Annotated in this window: 15 protein-coding genes; 2 read left to right on the top strand and 13 right to left on the bottom strand. The window is 59.0% G+C overall.

Annotated features, from left to right (window positions below; genetic code table 11):
• Positions 1-91: 91 nt before the first annotated feature.
• From HWV67_RS29985 to HWV67_RS29955, 7 genes are all read right to left on the bottom strand, one after another.
• Entirely contained in the window at positions 92-1,711 is a 1,620-nt protein-coding gene (locus HWV67_RS29985) for a BatD family protein (RefSeq protein WP_175653839.1), read from the bottom strand.
• A complete protein-coding gene (locus HWV67_RS29980) occupies positions 1,708-3,432 on the bottom strand; it encodes a VWA domain-containing protein (protein WP_175653838.1) in 1,725 nt (574 codons plus the stop codon). Before HWV67_RS29980 ends, HWV67_RS29985 begins: the two co-directional genes overlap by 4 nt.
• Positions 3,429-4,517: a vWA domain-containing protein gene (locus HWV67_RS29975; protein ID WP_175653837.1), complete on the bottom strand. Its 1,089-nt coding sequence runs from the start codon at positions 4,515-4,517 to the stop codon at positions 3,429-3,431. The genes HWV67_RS29980 and HWV67_RS29975 overlap by 4 nt, the downstream gene beginning before the upstream one ends.
• Entirely contained in the window at positions 4,510-5,004 is a 495-nt protein-coding gene (locus tag HWV67_RS29970; protein ID WP_110971257.1) for a DUF4381 domain-containing protein, read from the bottom strand. The genes HWV67_RS29975 and HWV67_RS29970 overlap by 8 nt, the downstream gene beginning before the upstream one ends.
• Positions 5,001-5,945, bottom strand: coding sequence for a DUF58 domain-containing protein (locus HWV67_RS29965; RefSeq protein WP_175653836.1), 945 nt, complete (start codon positions 5,943-5,945; stop codon positions 5,001-5,003). The genes HWV67_RS29970 and HWV67_RS29965 overlap by 4 nt, the downstream gene beginning before the upstream one ends.
• A gap of 4 nt (positions 5,946-5,949) precedes the next feature.
• Positions 5,950-6,909, bottom strand: coding sequence for an AAA family ATPase (locus HWV67_RS29960; RefSeq protein ID WP_110971259.1), 960 nt, complete (start codon positions 6,907-6,909; stop codon positions 5,950-5,952).
• Between the two features lie 160 nt (positions 6,910-7,069).
• Complete coding sequence (locus tag HWV67_RS29955) at positions 7,070-7,420, bottom strand: hypothetical protein (RefSeq protein WP_110971260.1); 351 nt, start codon at positions 7,418-7,420, stop codon at positions 7,070-7,072.
• A 341-nt stretch (positions 7,421-7,761) separates the two neighbouring features.
• On the opposite strand from HWV67_RS29955, the gene HWV67_RS29950 reads away from it, so the two are divergent.
• Positions 7,762-12,627, top strand: a complete 4,866-nt coding sequence (locus HWV67_RS29950) for an NAD-glutamate dehydrogenase (protein ID WP_110971261.1) — start codon at positions 7,762-7,764, stop codon at positions 12,625-12,627.
• A 1,334-nt stretch (positions 12,628-13,961) separates the two neighbouring features.
• On the opposite strand, the gene HWV67_RS29945 is transcribed toward HWV67_RS29950, so the two are convergent.
• The 6 genes from HWV67_RS29945 to HWV67_RS29920 form a co-directional block, all read right to left on the bottom strand.
• Positions 13,962-14,276, bottom strand: a complete 315-nt coding sequence (locus tag HWV67_RS29945; RefSeq protein WP_175653835.1) for a hypothetical protein — start codon at positions 14,274-14,276, stop codon at positions 13,962-13,964.
• 168 nt (positions 14,277-14,444) lie between these two features.
• A complete protein-coding gene (locus HWV67_RS29940) occupies positions 14,445-14,885 on the bottom strand; it encodes an EcoRII N-terminal effector-binding domain-containing protein (protein ID WP_175653834.1) in 441 nt (146 codons plus the stop codon).
• Entirely contained in the window at positions 14,882-16,699 is a 1,818-nt protein-coding gene (locus tag HWV67_RS29935; RefSeq protein WP_175653833.1) for a DEAD/DEAH box helicase, read from the bottom strand. The genes HWV67_RS29940 and HWV67_RS29935 overlap by 4 nt, the downstream gene beginning before the upstream one ends.
• Positions 16,692-17,516 (bottom strand): HNH endonuclease, encoded by an 825-nt coding sequence (locus tag HWV67_RS29930; RefSeq protein ID WP_175653832.1) that lies wholly within the window; start codon positions 17,514-17,516, stop codon positions 16,692-16,694. The genes HWV67_RS29935 and HWV67_RS29930 overlap by 8 nt, the downstream gene beginning before the upstream one ends.
• Before the next feature lie 2 nt (positions 17,517-17,518).
• Positions 17,519-19,147, bottom strand: coding sequence for an ATP-binding protein (locus HWV67_RS29925; protein WP_175653831.1), 1,629 nt, complete (start codon positions 19,145-19,147; stop codon positions 17,519-17,521).
• 174 nt (positions 19,148-19,321) lie between these two features.
• Positions 19,322-19,750, bottom strand: a complete 429-nt coding sequence (locus HWV67_RS29920) for a very short patch repair endonuclease (protein WP_175653830.1) — start codon at positions 19,748-19,750, stop codon at positions 19,322-19,324.
• A 275-nt stretch (positions 19,751-20,025) separates the two neighbouring features.
• On the opposite strand from HWV67_RS29920, the gene dcm reads away from it, so the two are divergent.
• The gene (dcm, locus tag HWV67_RS29915) at positions 20,026-21,462 is read left to right on the top strand and encodes a DNA (cytosine-5-)-methyltransferase (RefSeq protein ID WP_175653829.1); all 1,437 of its coding nucleotides are present in this window, start codon (positions 20,026-20,028) and stop codon (positions 21,460-21,462) included.
• The last annotated feature ends 35 nt before the right edge of the window (positions 21,463-21,497 follow it).

Here is a 21,497-nt window from a genome sequence, read left to right as displayed (position 1 = left end):
GCCGCGCAGGCGGCGCTCGGTCTCAAGGGCGCACAAGATCTATCGGCTAGCCACTGGTGGTCTTCACACAATCCTGAGATGTGCAGACTCCCTATTTCGGATACAACGGCGGCAACCCGCCATTCTCACCCTGCGCCGGCTGCGCCTGTTCCGCCGTGGGGATGGTGCTGATTGCGCGCCACAGTTCATCACCTTGCCAGTACTGTCCCGCCTCGCTGTACAGCGCGCTGTTCAGGCCGTCGAGGGCATCGGACAGCGGCACGAAGCGCGCCGCCATGTCCGCCAGGGTCTGCGGTTGTTGCCGGGCCCAGGCGTCGAGGGCCTGGCGGGTGGCGTGGGAGTCGTTGGCCTGGCAGGCGCGCTTGAGGTCGTCAAGCAGGGTGCGCGGGCTCGGTCCAGTCTGCGCGGCACGCAGCACCGCCGGCTGCGAACGGGCACGCCACCACAGGGCGAAACCGGCCAGCGTAGTCAGCGCCAAAACCAGTGTGCTCAGTTGCCACGGCCACAGCGGCTGGCCGTCGCTTGCCGGCGTCGCGCTCGGGGTTTCCGCGCTCAGCGCCGGGTTGTCCTGCACGTTGAGGCTGCGCGCAGGCAGGCTGCTGCGCTCCAGATGGTTTTCGCGAGTGTTCCACCAGACCAGTTCCAGGCTGGGCAACTCCAGGGCACCGCTGTGTGTCGGCACCAGGGCCTCGCGTTCTTCGCGGCTGCCGATCAGGCCGCGCTCGTCAATCTGGTTGCGCAGTTGCGGCTGGTCCGGGTAGCGCCGCAGTCCCGGCACTTCGGTGCCGGGCAGGGGCGTCAACTGGGTGCTGGAAAGCCCTTCGGCCTTGACCGTGACGCTGCGGGTCAGCGAGTCGCCAATCTGCGTCGGCCCCTGGCCCGGGTCCGGGCTCCAGTGTTCTTCCAGGGTCAGGCTGCGTGCCGGCAACCAGGCCTGTCCCGCCGGGTAGTCGGCGGGGATCGGGCGCACCTGTAACGGCAACTCACTGGAGCTGACCCGCACCTGACTGTTGCCGGGGTTGCCCGGGTTGTCGCTGTCGCTGCCGGCACTGGTGGCGCTGAAGGTCAGGGTCGGCACCGTTACTTCGCCGCTGCGCTGCGGGTAGAGCGCGTAGCGCATCTCGATGACGCCGTGGCGGATGCCATTGATCAGTTTTTCGTAGGTGCGCGACTCGCCCAGCGGCTCGATCTTCACTCCGTCGATCTGCAACGGGCTAAGGCTGCTGTCGTCGTACAGCGACACCGAGTGGTAGATGCGCAGGGTCAGTACGGCCTGGGCCTGCACGTAGATGTCGTTCTGGTCGAGGCTGGCTTCGATGAACACCGGGGCGAGGATCGTCGCCGGGGAGTCCTGCGCGGCCTCGACCTGCAATTCGATGGCTTCGCTGTGCAACTCGCCCAGGTGCAGCGGCGGGATTTGCAGGGTGCCGGCCCGTCGCGGCATCAGGGTGACCACCCAGCGGGTGGTGGCTTCGTTTTGCCCGTCGAGGGTGTTGAGGCTGTTGAGCTGGCGGGTGCCGCGGACTTCGAAGTCGGCCTGCAGGGGCGTCAGGTCTGGTTTGCCGAATTGGGTGACATCCTGGATTTCCAGGGTCAGTTCCAGGGTCTCGGCGGTGCTCAAACGGGCGCGGTCGACGCTGGCATGGAGCTCCGCAGCCTGAACCAGCGGGCCGAAAAGAAGGCAGAACACGAAGGCGCAGACGCGGCTCATCGATGGGTTTCCTGATGTTGTTGCTGTTCGTACCAGAATTTGCGCCGCAGCAGTTGCGCCGGATTGTCCGGGATCTGCCGCAGCCATTGTTCCAGCGCCTGGCGCTGTTCGACGTCGAGATTGCTGCCAGTAGGGCGCTGCGGCGGCTGGGTCACGGATTCGTCGTCATCGCCGCTGCTGTTCTGCTGCGTCTGGCTGTCGCCGGGTTCCTGGTGTTCTTCCGGTTCATCGCCGGGCTGTCCGATTTCGCTCTGGTTGCTGTTTTGCTGGCTGTTCTCGTTGCTGTCGCCGGGCATCTGTTGGCCGGACTGTTGCGCGTCTTCCGGCTCGGGTTCCTTCTGCTCCGGTGGTTGTTCCTGCCGGCGTTGTTGCAGCAGTTGTTCCACCAGGGCCTTGTTGGTCAGCGCCGGTTGCAGATCGGGCTGACGCTCCAGCGCTTCTTCGTAGGCGTCCACCGCGGCTTCCAGCTCGCCGCCGCGGGCCAGGGCGTTACCACGGTTGTAGTGGCCGCTGGCGCTATCGTCGAGGGCGAACTGGCGGGCGGCGCCGGCGTAGTCACCGGCTTCGTAGAGGGCCCAGCCTTTCCATTGCGGGTCTTTGAAGTGCTTGGCGGCCTCGGCCGGGCGCTTTTTTTCCAGCAGGTGCTGGCCCTGCTGATCTGGGCGGCGCCACAGCTCGCTGAATTCGAAGGCGTTGGCCGGCTGCGGCAGGCACAGCAACAGCGGCAGACAGAACAACCAGCCGCGCCGCCCGGCGCAGGCGGCCAGCAGCAACAGCGGCAGCAGTAGCCAGTAACCCTGGTCGGCCCAGTTGTCGAGCTGCACGGTCTGGCCATTGCTGCTCAGGGCCCGGGGTTTGTCGAACAGACCGAGGCCGCGCAGGTCGAGATCATCGATCCGTGCATGCCGGTAGCGACCGCCGAGGTCGTTGATAAAGGGCTTGAGGCTGGCGCTGTCCAGTCGCGGCAGGACAATCGCGCCATCGGCGCCCTTGATGAATTCACCGCTGGCCTGTTTCACCGGTGCGCCTTCGGCGCTGCCCACGCCCAGCATCAGCAGCGCCGGGCCGTTGCGCCCGAGCGCCTGGGCGATGCCTTGGCGTTCTTCCTCGCTGAGGGACGAGGCGATCAGCAGCACCCGGCCCTGGCCGAGTGCGCCTTGGGCCAGCAGTGCCAGGCCCTTGCGCAGCGCCAGGTCGGCGCGTTGTCCGGGTTGCGGCATGATGCCCGGTTCCAGCGCTTCGAGCAGGTTGCGGCTGGTGCCCAGGTCATCCGACAGCGGCACCAGCGTGTGCGCGCTGCCGGCGTAGACGACGATGGCGGTCTGGCTGTCGCTGCGGTGTTCCAGCAGGTCGAGGATCTTGCGCCGCGCCTGTTCCAGGCGTGAGGGCGGGCTGTCTTCGGCGAGCATCGCCGGGGTCAGTTCGAGCAGGATCACCAGCGGGTCGGCGGGGCGCTGGCGGGTTTCTTCCAGGCGCTGCCAGCTTGGCCCGAGCAGCGCCAGCACGCCCAGCAGCCAGGCCAGGCCAAGGGCGACCCACGGCAGTTTGCTGTCGTGGCCGCTGCCGCCGCCGAGCAGTACGCCGTGGAAGGCCGGCGGCAGAATCATCTGCCAGCGGCCGGCGCGTTTCTGCCGGTGCCAGAGTTTCCACAGCAGCCAGCCGAGCACGGGCAGCAACAGCAGCCACAGCGGACGCAGCCAGTAGGGCCAGAAGTCGGTCATCGGCGCCTCCGCAGTCGCAGGCGTTTCAGCCGTTCGCGCCATTCCGGGTGCGGCTGGAGAAAGTCCGGGCGGCGCAGCAGGCGTTGCAGCAGCTTTTGCACCAGATGGTCGGGCCAGCGTTCGCGCAGCACCAACGCCAGGCTGAGCAGCAACGCCGCCGCCAGTGGCCAGGCATACAGCGCTTCGGCGGTCCGCGCCTGGGTCGGTTGTTGTTCCACCGGTTCCAGCAGGTCGAGGGTTTCGCCGATGGTCTTGAGTTCGGCGCCATCGCGGGCGCGGAAGTATTCGCCATGGGTGATCTGGGCGATTTCCCGCAGCGAGGCTTCGTCCAGGTCAAGGCTGGGGTTGAGCCCCAGTTGGCCAGCGGTGCCGTTTTCTTCGGCGCTGGCGCCGATGCCGATGGTGTAGATGCGGATGCTCTCCTGGGCCGCCAGCCGCGCCGCAGTCAGCGGGTGGATCTGCCCGCCGTTGTTGGCGCCGTCGGTGACCAGGATCAGCACGCGGCTGTCGGTCGGGCGCATCCGCAGGCGTTTCACGGCCAGGCCGATGGCGTCGCCGAGGGCGGTGTTCTTGCCGGCGATGCCGATCTGCGCCTCGTCGAGGAAGCTGCGCACGGTGCGCCGGTCGAAGGTCAGCGGCGCTTGCAGGTAGGCCTGGCTGCCGAACAGGATCAGCCCGACGCGGTCGCCTTCGCGCTGTTCGAGAAAGTCACCGAGCAGTTGTTTGACCAGCACCAGGCGGCTGACGTCTTCGCCTTCCCAGCTCATGTCGGGAAAGTCCATGGAGCCTGAGACATCCACCGCCACCAGCAGATCGCGCCCGCTGGCGGCCACCGGCAGTGGCTCGCCCAGCCATTGCGGGCGGGCGGCGGCCAGCAACAGCAGCAGCCAGATCAGCACGAACGGCGCCTGCTGGCGCCAGGTCGGCAGGTTCAGGCGCGCGCGGCGACCGGCCAGACCTTCCAGTTCGTCGAGGAAGCTGACTTTGAGCACCGGCTCGCCGCTGTCCGCCGCCGGCAGCACCAGGCGCGCCAGCCAGGGCAGCGGGAGCAGGGCGAAGACCCAGGGCCAGGCCAGTTCAAACATGCTTGCGAATCCAGGTTTCGACGGACTGGTTGAGCCCGGCGATGGCTTTGTCGTCCAGCCGGCATTCGGGCTTGTAGGCGCCTTCCACCAGCACCATCCAGCGGGTCAGCCCGGCGGCCGGGCAACGGTTGTCGAGAAATGCCAGCCACTGCCGGCCATTGAGGGTGTGGCTGTGGCTTTCCGGATAGTGGTTGCGGCACAGGCGCTTGAGCAGCGCGTTGATCTGCTGCAGCCAGGCGCCGGCCGGCGCGCCGTCATAGGGCTTGGGCAGTTGCGCCAGTTCGGCAAGGGCGGCGACGCGGATCGGGTCCAGCGGTTGTTCGGCGCGTGGCAGCGGCGCTTTGCGCGGTCGCCAGTGGCGCACCCGCCAGAGGCCCCAGCCCAGCAACGGCAGAATGAGCAGCAGCGCCCACCAGCCGGGGGCGGGCGGCCAGGCGCTGATCGGCTCGGGGGCGATCAGCGGTTGCAGTTGTGCCAGAGGGTTCATCGCGGCTTGCCGGCGCGTTGGGGGTCGAGGTATTCGCGCAATTGCTCGATCATTTCGCTTTGCGTGCTCAAGGGCATCAACACCACCCGCAGTTTCTGCGCGAGCAGTTCCCAGCGCGCGATCCGCGCTTCGCTCAGTTGACGGTAGCTCTGGCGCAGGTTGGCATCGAGGGTGTCCAGCTCCAGTTGCGCGCCGCGCTGGGCGAAGCGCAGCAGGCCGGCGGCGGGCAGGGCATGGTCGAGCGGGTCGGAGAGCGGCAGCAGGAGCAGGTCGCAATGCCGCGACAGCAGGCCCAGTTGCTGCTCGACGCTGGGGTTCAGCGCCCGCTCGTCGCAAATGATGATGGCCAGGCTCCCGGGGCGCAGCACCTCGCGGGCGCGGCGCAGCGCGGTGCCGAGGTTGTCGCCCTGGGGCACGGCTTCGGTGTGCAGCGACTGATTGACCCGGGCCAGCCGGTTGAGCAGTTGCAGCAGGCTCTGCTTGCTGCGTCGCGGCTTGATTTCGTAGTGCTCGTTGTCGCCGAACACCAGCCCGCCGATCCGGTCGTTGTGGCCCAGCGCGGCCCAGCCGAACAGCGCAGCAGCCTGGGCGGCGAGCACCGACTTGAACATCAGGCCCGAGCTGAAGAACAGCCGCCGGCTTTGTTCGACGAGGATGAAGATCGGCCGCTCGCGCTCTTCGTGGAACAGCTTGGTGTGCGGCTCCTGGGTGCGCGCGGTGACGCGCCAGTCGATGTTGCGCACGTCGTCGCCGGCCTGGTAGACCCGCACCTGGTCGAAGTCCACGCCGCGCCCGCGCAGGCGCGAGTGGTGCAGGCCGACCAGCGGGCTGCGCTGGCCGGGGGCGGAAAACAGGCGCACTTCACGCACCCGGTGACGCATCTCGATCAGCTCGGCGAGGCTGATGCGGATGCCGGGCGCGTTCAACAGTTGACTGGGCATGGGGTCAGGCGACAGCGACGACGTCGAGGACGCGCTGGATCACCCGGTCCTGGTCGATACCGGCGGCCTCGGCTTCGAAGGAAAGAATGACGCGGTGGCGCAGCACGTCGAACAGCACCGCCTGGATATCTTCCGGGCTGACGAAGTCGCGCCCCGCCAGCCAGGCGTGGGCCCGGGCGCAGCGATCGAGGGCGATCGAGCCGCGCGGGCTGGCGCCGTAGGCGATCCAGTCACCCAGCTCGGCGTCGTACTTGGCGCCGTTGCGGGTGGCCATCACCAGTTGCACCAGGTATTCCTCCACCGCGTCGGCCATGTACAGGCCGAGGATTTCCTTGCGGGCGGCGAAGATCGCCTGCTGGGTGACCCGGCGTTCCGGCTTGGTGCTGCCGTTGAGGGCTTCGCCGCGGGCTTGCGACAGAATGCGTCGCTCTACCGAGGCGTCCGGGAAGCCGATCTTCACGTGCATCAGGAAGCGGTCGAGTTGGGCTTCGGGCAGCGGGTAGGTGCCTTCCTGCTCGATGGGGTTTTGCGTGGCCATCACCAGGAACAGCGGCGACAGCTCGTAGGTGCTGCGGCCGACACTGACCTGGCGCTCGGCCATGGCTTCGAGCAGCGCCGATTGCACCTTGGCCGGGGCCCGGTTGATTTCGTCGGCGAGCACCAGGTTGTGGAAGATCGGCCCCTGCTGGAACACGAAGCTGCCGGTCTCCGGGCGATAGATCTCGGTGCCGGTGATGTCGGCGGGGAGCAGGTCGGGGGTGAACTGGATGCGATGGAACTGCGCCTCGATCCCGTCGGCCAGTTCCTTGATGGCCTTGGTCTTGGCAAGGCCCGGAGCACCTTCGACCAGCATGTGGCCGTCGGCCAGGAGCACGATCAGCAGGCGTTCAACCAGTTTTTCCTGGCCAAGGATCTGGGTTGAAAGAAAGGTGCGCAGCGCGACCAGCGCTTCACGGTGTTCCATCGTCGACGGTTCCTGGAATGACGCGCGGGGCCGGCGAACGGCCCCGGGCAGGGGTTGATACTTTAATCCATCCGTGGGGTCGCCGACTAACGGTGCCGGGGGAAATTCTTCGGGGGGAGTCCGGGCAAGGGGCCGAGCGCGCTGCCCGGCCCTGTTCGGCTCAGCGCTCGCTGATGAAGGTGCCGGTGCCGTCGAGGATCACGCGCAGGGTCTGTTCGACTTCATCCGCGTCGATGATGGCGTTGTCCAGGCGGATTTCCAGCACATCGTCTTCGAACAGGTCGGTAGACCCGGCCGCCAGCTCGACCAGCAGGCGGGTAGCGCTGAGCGTCACTTTCAGGTCGCGGACGGTGGCGCCTTCTTCGTCGAACATGAGGTCCACGCTGTCTTCATCCGGGTAGCGGCTGATGATGAACAACTGGCCTTTGTCGCTGTGGCAGCCGACGGTGGCCAGGTTGTCTTCTTCATCATCGCAAGGGTTGGCGAAGGCCAGTTGGGCGGTCAGTTGCATGGGCGGCTCGATAAAGGAATTGAAACGCGAGTGTGCCAGTGTTCGCTCACGGGATAAATCTTCCGTTGCTCCTCGTTGTCCGAATATGTCGCAGCGCCGCAAGCAGGGCCGGGTGGGCTGTCGTTAAGCTGCGTTGTCGATGGACACCCGTAAAGACGCAGCCGGCTTCAGTGGCAGTGGTTTTTGCAGATGTCCATCCCGGTGTGACCAATCGGTCATCCCGGCACCCGCTCTTTCGGATTTCCTCTGCGCTTTGCCCGTCATTGGCTATGGTTGATGCGGGATAAAGCGGACACGCGCGACGCTTCACTCAATAACAAAGCCCAAGCGGAGTACCACAGATGGCGTTCTTCACCGCAGCCAGCAAAGCCGACTTCCAGCATCAACTGAAAGCGGCCCTGGCCCAGCACATCAGCGAGCAGGCACTGCCACAAGTGGCGCTGTTCGCCGAACAGTTCTTCGGCATCATCTCTCTGGACGAACTCACCCAGCGGCGCCTGTCCGACCTGGTCGGTTGCACCCTCTCTGCCTGGCGCATGATCGAGCGCTTCGATCACAGCCAACCTCAGGTCAACGTCTACAACCCCGATTACGAGCGTCATGGCTGGCAGTCGACCCACACCGCTGTGGAAGTCCTGCACCATGACCTGCCATTCCTGGTCGACTCGGTGCGTACCGAGCTGAACCGTCGCGGCTACAGCATCCACACCCTGCAGACCACCGTGCTGAGCACGCGTCGTGGGGCCAAGGGCGAACTGCTGGAAATCCTGCCCAAGGGCACCCACGGCGAGGATGTGCTGCAAGAATCGCTGATGTACCTGGAGATCGACCGTTGCGCCAACAACGCCGAACTCGGCGTGCTGACCCACGAATTGACCCAGGTGCTGGCCGAAGTGCGCGTCGCCGTGGCCGACTTCGAGCCGATGAAGGCCAAGGTCCGCGACTTGCTGGCGCTGGTGGAGCAGACCCCGTATGCGCCGGCGCAAACCGAGAAATCCGAGATCCAGAGCTTCCTGGAATGGCTGGTGGGCAACCACTTCACCTTCCTCGGCTATGAAGAATTCGTGGTCAACGGCGATGCCCAGGGCGGCCAACTGGTCTACGACGAGCAGTCGTTCCTCGGCCTGACCCGCCTGCTGCGCGCCGGCCTGACCACCGAAGACCTGCGTATCGAAGACTACGCGGTCAACTACCTGAACGAACCGCTGCTGCTGTCCTTCGCCAAGGCCGCTCACCCGAGCCGCGTGCACCGTCCGGCTTATCCGGACTACGTGTCGATCCGCCAGCTCGACGCCGATGGCAAGGTCATCAAGGAATGCCGCTTCATGGGCCTGTACACCTCGTCGGTGTACGGCGAGAGCGTGCACCAGATCCCGTACATTCGCGGCAAGGTCGCCGAAGTCGAGCGCCGTTCGGGCTTCGACGCCAAGGCGCACCTGGGCAAGGAACTGGCCCAGGTCCTTGAAGTGCTGCCGCGCGACGACCTGTTCCAGACCCCGGTGGACGAGCTGTTCAGCACCGTCATGTCCATCGTGCAGATCCAGGAGCGCAACAAGATCCGCGTGTTCCTGCGCAAAGACCCGTACGGCCGCTTCTGCTACTGCCTGGCCTACGTCCCGCGTGACATCTACTCCACCGAAGTGCGGCAGAAGATTCAGCAGGTCCTGATGGAGCGCCTGAAGGCCAGTGACTGCGAGTTCTGGACCTTCTTCTCCGAATCGGTGCTGGCGCGGGTGCAACTGATCCTGCGGGTCGATCCGAAGAACCGCATCGATATCGACCCGAAACAACTGGAAAACGAAGTGATCCAGGCCTGCCGTTCGTGGCAGGACGACTACGCCGCGCTGACCGTCGAGAACTTCGGCGAAGCCCAGGGCACCAACGTCCTGGCGGACTTCCCGAAAGGCTTCCCGGCCGGCTACCGCGAGCGTTTCGCCGCGCATTCGGCGGTGGTGGACATGCAGCACCTGCTCAACCTGTCCGAGGGCAAGCCGCTGGTGATGAGTTTCTACCAGCCGCTGACCCAGACCGGTAAACAGCTACTGCACTGCAAGCTGTACCACGCCGATACCCCGCTGGCCCTGTCCGACGTGCTGCCGATCCTGGAAAACCTCGGCCTGCGCGTGCTGGGCGAGTTCCCGTATCGCCTGCGCCACAGCAATGGCCGCGAGTTCTGGATTCATGACTTCGCCTTCACCACTGCCGAAGGCGTCGAGCTGGATATCCAGCAGCTCAACGACACCCTGCAGGACGCCTTCGTCCACATCGTCAACGGCGATGCGGAAAACGACGCCTTCAACCGCCTGGTCCTGACCGCCGGCCTGCCATGGCGCGACGTGGCGCTGCTGCGTGCCTACGCGCGCTACCTCAAGCAGATCCGCCTGGGCTTCGACCTCGGCTACATCGCCAGCACCCTGAACAACCACACCGACATCGCCCGCGAGCTGACCCGCCTGTTCAAGACCCGCTTCTACCTGGCGCGCAAGCTCACCAGCGAAGACCTCGATGACAAGCAGCAGCGTCTGGAGCAGGCGATTCTCACGGCGCTGGACGACGTCCAGGTGCTCAACGAAGACCGCATCCTGCGGCGCTACCTGGACCTGATCAAGGCGACCCTGCGTACCAACTTCTACCAGCCGGACGCCAACGGTCAGAACAAGTCCTACTTCAGCTTCAAGTTCAACCCCAAGCTGATCCCCGAACTGCCAAAACCGGTGCCGCGCTTCGAGATCTTCGTCTACTCGCCGCGGGTCGAAGGCGTGCACCTGCGCTTCGGCAACGTGGCGCGGGGCGGCCTGCGCTGGTCGGACCGCGAGGAAGACTACCGCACCGAAGTGCTGGGCTTGGTAAAAGCCCAGCAGGTGAAAAACTCGGTGATCGTGCCGGTGGGCGCCAAGGGCGGCTTCCTGCCGCGTCGCCTGCCGCTGGGCGGCAGTCGTGATGACATCGCCGCCGAAGGCATCGCCTGCTACCGCATCTTCATCTCCGGTCTGCTGGACATCACCGACAACCTCAAGGACGGCGGCGTAGTGCCACCGGCCAACGTGGTGCGGCATGACGAAGACGATCCGTACCTGGTGGTGGCTGCCGACAAAGGCACCGCGACCTTCTCCGACATCGCCAACGGCATTGCCATCGACTACGGCTTCTGGCTCGGCGACGCCTTCGCCTCGGGCGGCTCGGCCGGGTATGACCACAAGAAAATGGGCATCACCGCCCGTGGCGCCTGGGTCGGTGTGCAGCGCCACTTCCGTGAACGCGGCATCAACGTACAGAAAGACAGCATCACCGTGGTTGGCGTCGGCGACATGGCTGGCGACGTGTTCGGCAACGGCTTGCTGATGTCCGAGACCCTGCAACTGGTGGCGGCCTTCAACCACCTGCACATCTTCATCGACCCGACGCCGGACCCGGCCACCAGCTTCGCCGAGCGCAAGCGCCTGTTCGACCTGCCGCGTTCGGCCTGGAGCGATTACGACACCAGCATCATGTCCGAGGGTGGCGGCATCTTCACGCGCAGCGCGAAGAGCATCGCCATCACCCCGCAGATGAAGGAACGCTTCGCCATCGAAGCCGACAAGCTGACCCCGACCGAGCTGCTCAACGCACTGCTCAAAGCGCCGGTGGACCTGCTGTGGAACGGCGGTATCGGTACCTACGTCAAATCCAGCAGCGAAAGCCACGCCGATGTCGGCGACAAGGCCAACGACGCGCTGCGGGTCAACGGTAACGAACTGCGCTGCAAGGTAGTGGGCGAGGGCGGCAACCTGGGCATGACCCAACTGGGCCGGGTCGAGTTCGGCCTCAACGGCGGCGCCACCAACACCGATTTCATCGACAACGCCGGTGGCGTGGACTGCTCCGACCACGAGGTCAACATCAAAATCCTGCTCAACGAAGTGGTGCAGGCTGGCGACATGACCGAGAAGCAGCGCAACCAGCTGCTCGGCAGCATGACCGACGAAGTGGCTGCGCTGGTGCTGGGCAACAACTACAAGCAGACCCAGGCCCTGTCCCTGGCTGCGCGTCGGGCCAGAGAGCGCATCGCCGAGTACAAGCGCCTGATGGCCGATCTGGAAAGCCGCGGCAAGCTGGACCGGGCGATCGAGTTCCTGCCGTCGGAAGAACAACTGGCCGAGCGCCTGGCGGCCAACCAGGGCCTGAGCCGCGCCGAACTGTCGGTGCTGATCTCCTACAGCAAGATCGACCTCAAGGAAGCCTTGCTCAAGTCGCTGGTGCCGGATGACGACTACCTGACGCGCGACATGGAAACCGCGTTCCCGCCGTCGCTGGTGCACAAGTTTGCCGACGCCATGCGTCGTCACCGCCTGAAACGCGAGATCGTCAGCACCCAGATCGCCAACGACCTGGTCAACAACATGGGCATCACCTTCGTCCAGCGCCTCAAAGAGTCCACCGGCATGAGCCCGGCGAACGTGGCCGGGGCGTATGTGATCGTGCGTGACATCTTCCACCTGCCGCACTGGTTCCGTCAGATCGAGGCGCTGGATTACCAGGTGCCGGCCGAAGTCCAGTTGACCCTGATGGACGAACTGATGCGCCTGGGCCGCCGTGCGACCCGCTGGTTCCTGCGCAGCCGCCGCAACGAACAGGACGCCGGGCGTGATGTCGCGCACTTCGGTCCACAGATCGCCGCGCTGGGCCTGAAACTCGACGAACTGCTCGAAGGCCCGACCCGCGACCGCTGGCAGACCCGCTACCAGAGCTTCGTCGAAGCCGGCGTGCCGGAATTGCTGGCGCGCATGGTCGCAGGCACCACGCACCTGTACACCTTGCTGCCGATCATCGAGGCGTCGGATGTCACCGGCCACGATCCGGCACAGGTGGCCAAGGCGTTCTTCGCCGTGGGCAGCGCGCTGGAGCTGACCTGGTACCTGCAGGAAATCAGCAACCTGCCGGTGGAAAACAACTGGCAGGCCCTGGCCCGCGAAGCCTTCCGCGACGACATCGACCTGCAACAGCGCGCGATCACCATTTCCGTATTGCAGATGGCGGATGCGCCGGAGGATATGGATGCACGGGTGGCGCTGTGGATGGAGCAGCACCGGGTGATGGTGGAGCGGTGGAAGGCGATGCTTGATGAGCTGAGGGCTGCTACTGGGACGGATTACGCTATGTATGCGGTGGCGAATCGGGAGTTGGTGGATTTGGCGTTGAGTGGGCAGGCGACGGTGTTGCCGTCCTGATCCATTGAAGTGAAATGAAGAGGCCCCGGCAGTGATGTCGGGGCTTTTTTTCTTGGGTTGAGGTGTTTCTCCATGTTTACTTAAATCGACCTCTCGACTTGGATTTGTCCGAGTCGGGGTGATTGAGCTGGTGCTACGTATCTTGGCGCTTCCTCGCCTGTTTTCGCCTTGCCTGGCCTTCGCTCGAATACATTTCGTATAGGGCTAGGTCGAGGTGAGTGTGAAAGTTGCCGTGTTCGATCCCGAGCTTGCCATTTTTCATAAAGCTCGTAATTACATTAAGGCGTGGTTTTGGAGCGCAACGGACTCTGTCTTCGACTCAAGCGGGTCGAAGCCGAATGTTCCAAAAACTTTGTCCTTTTGTTTTCAAATGAAGTGCTTGGTGCGCTTTTGTCATCTTTTTGAGTTGGTTTGATTTCGGTATTGATCAGTAGGTTTCAGTTGTGGAAATTTTGTTGGGCGCGGTTTTTAGTGTCAATCCTCCGTCGCGGGGGATTTGTTGCACTTGCCCCTTGAAATGGTGTCATGCTGCCATCATGTACTAGCGGCACATTGCCAGGCTGCGAGCTGTGGAGGGGCTTGGCGATAAACTCCCTGTTTGATTTTCAGAAGGATTGAAGGCGATGTCGACTCGGCCTGTGGTGCTGAACCCTGCTTGTATCAAGACCTTGTCTGCTGTGGAGGCTAGTACTGAGCATTCCAACCAGCATGAGTTTAACGGAGTGTCTGCGCTCAAAAACGTGTTCGGGCCCAATCGGGCGGAATTCAGTGTCCAATTCTCAGTGAGAGGTGAAAACATTTCTGAGCAGGCTAATGTCACTTGGTACGATGCACGTGAGGAGCACCCCACTCGTTCCGAGTATCGACTCTACTTCCAAAATAACTGTGTTATGGAGCATGCCCAAGCAGGGGATAACGTCATCATTGGCTATGACGGGCAACGCCGGCTTCATTGCATTCTGATTCGTAATGGCAGTGCTGGGCACCGACCAGGCATTGCTCATTGGGAGACGTGCTGAAAGTGGGTTGAGGCGGAGGGTGAGGTTACTCCCTCCGCGTCTATAGTAGGCCGAGAGCAGCAAGTGCTTTGGGGCGGTAGAACTGTGGGCAATTACAGAAATTTCGTATCGCTGATCGGGCTTGGTAGAGTCCTATGCTAAAGGGTGGCACCTCTACAGGCACTCAAAAAGATCGAGGTGTTGGCGGAGTTTTCGCGTTTTCTAACTGGGCCAGGCCCATTGTCAATTGACAGGCTTAGAGCAGCTTTCAATCAGTAACTACAAAAATATTGAAGACTTTTACTATCTGGTCCGATATTTTGATTTATTTTGGAGTTATTTTTTATTTAGTGATGCTAACCAGCCGGTGACTAAGGCAGCACCACCTAATACAACTGCCGCTCCGAACTGTTCAGATGATTTTTTACCAAACTCTGCAATTTTATCTGAGCATGAAATGCAGAATTCATCATCATAGAGGCTCCCTCCTCTGGCGTAATCTCGACATCCTGGCGCGCGGCACACGTAAATTACTCGGCGACAGTTGGTGCATTCGCATTTGTCTCGGCGGATATTATTTTTCTCGGAAATATCTGGTGTCATGGTTTTTTCGCAGAAAGGACATTTCCCTTTGTCTTTAAAGCTAGTCAATCTTAACTCTCCTTGGTCTTCTGGTTTTTTTGGGATTGGAGTAACTTATTAAGTGATTGTGCAGGGTATTCCCATGAGTTGCTGGGTTGGTCAGTTTTCGATATGGTGATGAAAAATTTGAATCGGGAATTTTTGGTTGTGTGACGCTGTTTCTTAATCCTGTTACCGTCAATGGGCTCGCGACCAATTTGACTTTAATTTTATTCTAAAGCCGTCCTTGTTATCAATTGTTTCAGTTAGTTGCCTCGAGCGTATTAGGCGGATTCTGTAAGGGGGCAATGGTCCGTTTCTATAGATCTCTATTGCCTCGCCTTCTTTGGCGTCAACTTCGCGAAGGTATTTTGTCATATGAGTTATACGGTACTCATTACGCGTGCCGCGTTCGTCATGAAATTTGTTATTGTAGTAAACAAGCCTAAATCTTCTGATTTTGCCTGTCTCGTCTTCACAATCAATCCACGCATTTGGATTCTTGGTGTCAGGGTCGAGTGGAGGAAGAAATGCTAAAAGCTCTGTTTCCGATTTAGGAATAAGGATACCACCCTGGTGCCCTCCAGTAGAGCCAACATCATTGGCGCTCAATGTCTTACGAAAGGCTTTGTTAGTCATGTTTTTTCCGGTGCTATCTCTAGGGCTCGTTTCAGGTCGTTTACATCTCTGGTTGAAATTGGCACGCTTTCGTTCGCTAACTCGCTTTTCCAGAGAGACCTTTCGATCATAACTTCTTCTACGGTATCTTTATAGAAAAGCCGATAGATTGTCACGGGCAGCGTCTGGCCTCGGCGATGTGCCCTAGCGCTGGCTTGAGCTTCCAAAGCAGGATTCCATACCGGAGTAAAATGGACTACTACCGTAGCTGCTGTGATATTTAGACCAGCGCCTGCGGCTTTGGGATTCAATACTAAGCACCCAGGGCCATCGTGATTTGTGAATTCGTCAATGATCGCTTGACGTTCTTGCTGTGGGGTCGAGCCATTGATTGCACCCCAATAAACGTTTGTAGCGCTTTTGGTAGCCTCCATTACCAGATCGCCAATCTTGTTGAACATCGCAAATACAAGTGCCTTTCGTCCGTTTGAGAATGCTTCGCGCAGCAAGCTTACGGCGCGCTCCATTTTAGGCGTAATAAGTGGATAGGCGTCTGACCGGATTAGGTTGGAGTCTTCGTATTCATCGCCGCTTTCGTCATCTCGCCGTAGCCAAGGATGTGCGCAGACCAATTGCAGCTGCAGCGTTGCAACTAGGGCACCTGCTACAGGATATTTCGCTAGGGTAGCTGCGCGTACCGTGAGGTAATGATTGGCGAGTGCATCGTCCAGCTCCAGTGGAACATCGATATCGATTCGTTCGGGGAGATCTCCTGCTACGTCAACCACTCTGCGTTTAAGAATGATTGGGTCTGTGAAATGGCCTACTGTTTGCGCAGCCTCAAGGCTGTCGGGGTAGTTTGCTTCAAATTCTCGTCTTGAACCTAGTAGACCAGGTATCGCAAAGTCTGCTAACGACCAAAGATCCAAAAGGCTATTTTCCACGGGCGTCCCGGTCATAGGAATCGTTCGCCGACGTGGTATTGAGATGGCTGCGTTTCTGCGGTTCGAGTCTGGGTTTTTGATTGCTTGTGCCTCGTCGCAGATTACCCACGACCACTCAAACGAAGTGAATATCGAGATGTCATTCACCATAGTGTCGTAGGTTGTCACTACTACACTGGTTCTTTGGAGTTCTCGATAGATACCAGCTCTTTTGGCGCCACGGTGTACCATCACTGTGACCCCAGGTGCGAAGCGCTCGAATTCGCGAACCCAATTTGCTATCAAACTGGTAGGGCAAATTATTAATGCGGGAGCATCTGCTTTGGGAGGGTCTATGAGCAGCAGTGCAATAATCTGAAGTGTCTTTCCCAGACCCATTTCATCCGCGAGGATCAATCCACCGGTGCGTCTAATTGTGGCCCACATCCAGCGGACACCGCGCGCCTGGTAGGGGAAAAGCGTAGCAGCTAGCCCTTGAACCGTGATTTCACTATCGAAGGTATCAGCGCTGGTTCCGCCTGCCTGAAGAAGCTCATTGTCAGCCTCGACTAGCAGGTCTGTTGGGTTTCGAAGAAGGTTGATCGCTTGACTGTACGAAAGGTTATCGGGGGATAAGCTCTTGAGCATTCTCTCGAAAAGGCAAACAGCATCATGCGGAAGTGGCCGAATTGTGGATCCATCAATGATCCAGGCATGACGGCTGCTGGGCGCGAGATACAGGAACCGACTACCCCTGATCAGTCGAAAACCGCCAAGTCGTGCAACGATGCGGTCGGCGACCCTGCTGAGTATGATAATCGGGTCAACCAAACGATCCGAAAGCGAAAAACCTGGTGGTGGGCATTCGCGCAATGCGTCGAAAGTGGTAGGCAGCTCGACGGGCTCAGTCATGATAGCAATCTCTCAGTGCTTTCAGCTCCTCTATGCTCAAGGGTATCGGTCGCCTTGTGTGGAGCGCACGGTGACAGTTTGGGCATAGCGGGACTAGATCAGTCCGTGGATCGTAGGGCCGTGGCTTAGTAAGCGACGCTAACGGCTCCAGGTGATGAACTTCGATGAATGTTCCAGCATCCCCATAAACCCGCCTCGGCTCTAGCCCGCATACGAGGCATCGTTCACCATGGATGCGAATGCACAGAAGCCTGTTGCGTGGATTTCGCTCTCGCCGCTTAACGACTGATTGAAGGACCGCACCTTCAAAGGCCGGAACTTCGTTGTCAACTTCATCTTCAATTACGTCGTAGCCGATGAGTTCGGCCATAGCCGCCATCATCGGGACGATCACATCCCGACAAATGGCGATGATTGCGAAGTCCTCGTGTGGATGATTTTGGTCGCGGACTCGCGCGGTCATGCGGAAAGAGCCCGACGTTATGCTCCACTCAGAGATATCCTGACCAGCGACAGTAACTGTTGTATCGGGCTTGATGGATGCGATTAGCGCGCGTGCTAGTTGGACGTCCTCCGGAGCCGCTCTCCGTATCTGGTCAATAATTTCACCAGAAAAGTTTCCAAATGAAAGGACAATGCTGTGTCCCTTCAGTCCAAAAGGCCGAAGCTCTGCGACTGGACCGTGCTTTTCGTCGAGATCCCCAAACCAGATTTTCAGCGCAGATCTCAGGCCGCTAGTGTCAACCGCCGCTTCAATAGCGGCTCCGGTGCCTTCTTCCAGCTCTCTAAGGATGAGGCTTTTCTTTCCGGCAATCATCCTTATATATCTTCATCGCTCGCCAGCTCTGCGAGGCTGGGCTCAGCAATATTTCGCAGCAACTTACGAAGGTTGTTAGAGATCTCGGCACGGATATCCTCAAAGATAGGCTCTAGCTCTTCGTTCGTATTGTTTTGCTCAGCTGCCGCAAATGCCCAGAGAAGAAGATCCATGCCTTCTACAGCAAACCCGTTGCTCGCAGCGCGTTTATAGATTTTCTGATAAAAATCGTGATGTTTGTTCAGCAACACAGCGGGTACGTGCCCGTTTTCTCCTGCACTACGAAGTGCTGGCTGCCACAACTCGCCAGTGTTAATGTTTTCCACGGCGTCGATGTGAACAGTTTCTGGGCTTACATTGCTCTGTATTGTAAGTTTTAGTTGTATCTTGGGGCCCATGTTGTTGGAAATAACAGCGGACTGGTTCTCGGTATCTACAGAAGTTACTTGCGCCTTACTTGCGCCATTAGTGTCGCTGATGTTTTTATTTGCGCTTGTGTGGTCAATGTTGTTGGTGTTGGTCTGTTCTCGATTGTGCCTTCTCGCTCGCTGGCCAGCTTCCCGGTAGATCGGAAATAACAGCTCCTTGAGTCCATCCTCAAGATCTGGGTGGAACAGAATGCGGGACTTCTTCACATCTATGCGGAATGCGTCGTCGAGTTTGTATCCGAAATCAAATTCCACTCGTAGCAAGCTGGTGTGAGGCTCGTTAGCTCCGAAGACGCTCATCCAGCTACCATCCTGGATCAATCGTCCTTCACGATAAACATAGAAGCCTTGGGCGCGGTTGGATATTCTTGCGTGCTTCTTTTCTTCTTCCTTGGTCATATCATTGCGATGAGGCAGTATCCATGCTCGAATATTCGCGATTTCCTCGGAGCCGTCTGGCATTTCTATGACGAGTTTTTGCTTCGCTTCCGCAAGAACCTGCTCAGAGCGAGCGGGATAAAATGGGTTCCACGGTTGAACTGCAGTCCCTTTAACGAAAATAGAAATGTTCCGTTCACGTTGGTCCGCAGTATCAAGGAAACGGTGATATACAAGAGATAGATGTTCTAATAGGTTGTCGGCCAAGCGCTTTATTGCTGCCTTTTCTTGAGTAGATCCTGGCTCATAGTCCTTTGTGAGGATTCGATCACATTTTTCCCATATAAGAAGAGTGCCTTTTTCTCCGCACAGCTCCTCAAACATTTCTTTTTCGTCAGAAGTGATGGGCTCTCTGAGCATCTCCCAAGCATTCTTATGAGCTACATAATCCAAATCCCACGTAAGCTTTGCTAGCTCTTGGTCCGGGCCTTTACGAGAGATTAGAGTGTATCTGAGGCAAACAGAGCTAGAAGCCGTTTTTAAACCGAGGCCAAACTTTCCTAGGCTTTCGAGGTTCTCGCGCTCCGGTGCGCCGTATCGCATTGCACGATGAATGCCGGCAGCATCCATCCCCTCACCATTATCGCCAAAGTAGACAAGCTTGCGTCCGTTTGCGGTTAGCGTGATCTCAATGTTTATCTGATCAGCCTTCGCAGCGATTGAATTATCAATAATATCCGCAGCAGCAGTTTTGACATTGTAGCCGGTATCCCTTAGGCCGAAGATAAGGCGGGGGGCATCGGGCTCATTGATCAAATTACTCACTTCTAAATCCTTTTTCCTAGACGGCTGCCCTTAGGCAGCGGGGCGGTCGCATTTGCGCAGGCCACTATGTAGCCGACTATAATTGCATTCTGCCAGCCTAGCTACCGTGTCCATTGCCTTAAGCAAAGAAAATCACATCCAGATGGGTCCAGGTCAGCCCCAGTCCGCTTTCGATCATAGCGCCCGCTCTGAGGACAGTAACTGAAGTGTTTGCTCAAGGCCGCTGAGTGTCGAGGTGGCAGTCTTCAGTTGGCACTCCCAGATGACAAGTACTCTCCATCCTATTGCTTCGAGGGCTGCTCTGTTGGTCGCATCTCTTGCAACATTCTTTTCAAATTTTTCCTTCCAAAAGTCCGGCCTCGTCTTGGGGGTCGTGGCGAACCGGCACCCTGAGTGACGGTGCCAAAAGCATCCATGGACAAAGAGGCAAACCTTCAGCCTTGGAATGACAATGTCGGGCTTGCCAGCCAGATCCTTGCGATGAAGACGGTATCTGTAACCTAAGCTGTGCAGAAAGCGGCGCACGATCATTTCAGGTCTAGTGTCTTTACCGCGAATGCCAGACATCATCTTGGAGCGGGTAGCGGTGTCCACAATGTCCATTTCGGTATCCTGAGAGCCGGTTTGTCCACGTTTGATGGCCGAATTATGACAAAGTCCACGAAACCCTAGTTCCGAATCCTGCTTCCCAGGCTTAGAGGTGGTTGAGGGGTGTCATTTGAAGAACCTTGATTTGTCACGATGCTGTACGTATAAACAGTGTTCTCGCTTTTTGCATCCCCCTGCTACACCAGTCTCACGAAGAAAGCGCTTCACACTCAGAGCTGGTGGGATAAAATAGTGATTTTTCGTCACAGATCTGACCCAGAAGAGCACCTATGAACCTCGTCAAAAAAGAGCCATCGATCTCTCGGAGCCTCCCCGAGCATTCCCAAGAACGGGCTGAAAGCAATTACGTCGACGATCATGCGTTGCTTCAGGAACTGCTGGGTATTTATGACCAAGGGTTCCTCGCGGGAGTACTCAACGAAGCCAGCCCGGGACACTGGTGCCGCGAGACCATAAATCGTTGGTACAAGGGTAAGGCGTCGCCGAAACTCTCATATATGGAGTATGCGCGGCTGAGTGCTCTGTTACCCCAAAGGGTAGAGGGTGAACGCACCTTCACCTTCATTGATTTGTTTGCAGGCATTGGAGGAATTCGTAAAGGCTTTGAGGCAGTCGGCGGCGAATGTCTGTTCACTTCGGAATGGAACAAATATGCGGTTCGGACGTATAAGGCCAACCACTACTGCGATCCAGCGCGACATCGATTCAATCTTGATATCCGATCTGTGACCCTCTCTGATAAACCGGAGGTGGGTGAGGAAGAGGCATATCGAAATATCGATAGAGAGATCCCCGATCATGATGTGTTACTCGCTGGCTTCCCCTGCCAGCCATTCTCTCTGGCTGGAGTATCGAAAAAAAACTCACTAGGCCGCAAGCATGGATTTGAGTGCGAAACTCAAGGCACACTATTCTTTGATGTGGCCCGCATCATCGCGGTTAAACGTCCAGCGGCTTTTTTGCTTGAGAACGTTAAGAATCTAAAAAGTCACGATAAGGGAAACACATTCAGGATTATCTGTGAGGCTCTGGATGAGCTTGGTTACGAAGTAGCAGATGTAAATGCTCCGAAGGGTGCAGATCCAAAAGTGATTGATGCGGCGAAGTTTCTTCCTCAGCATCGTGAGCGTATAGTACTTGTAGGTTTTAGGCGTGACCTTAATGTCCATCAGGGTTTTACGCTAAAAGATATAGCTAAACACTATCCTGAGGTCAGGCCTACATTTGGGGCGCTTTTGGATGAACATGTTGACAGCAAATATACCCTTACTCCCAAACTGTGGGAGTATCTCTATAGGTACGCCCAGAAGCATAAGGAGAAGGGTAATGGCTTCGGCTTTGGGTTGACTGGCCCAAACAGTGTGGCGCGTACGTTGTCTGCTCGCTATCATAAGGACGGTTCCGAAATTCTTGTTGATCGTGGTTTTTCAGAAAGACATGGCTTGGATGGGGAGTTCAACCATGAACGTCGGCCTCGGCGTCTTACTCCTCATGAGTGCGCACGACTCATGGGCTTCGACAAGCCAGGTGAAAGCAGTTTCATTATCCCTGTGTCGGATACTCAGGCATACCGGCAGTTCGGGAACTCTGTAGCGGTTCCGGTATTCGAGGCGGTGGCACGAATGATGGTGAGCCGGGTTCTTGCAGCAAAAGGTAAAGTAGCGGTCGAGAGTGTGCTTGAGTCGAAGCAGGCGATGGTATTTTGAGAGTGATTGCTCCGATTAAATTCCTATAGCTTTAT

The organism is Pseudomonas sp. Marseille-P9899 (genome assembly GCF_903166565.1).
GTDB classification, from domain to species: domain Bacteria; phylum Pseudomonadota; class Gammaproteobacteria; order Pseudomonadales; family Pseudomonadaceae; genus Aquipseudomonas; species Aquipseudomonas huaxiensis.
Note: the sequence above shows the minus strand (reverse complement) of the source record. Positions and strands in the feature narration are given on the sequence as shown.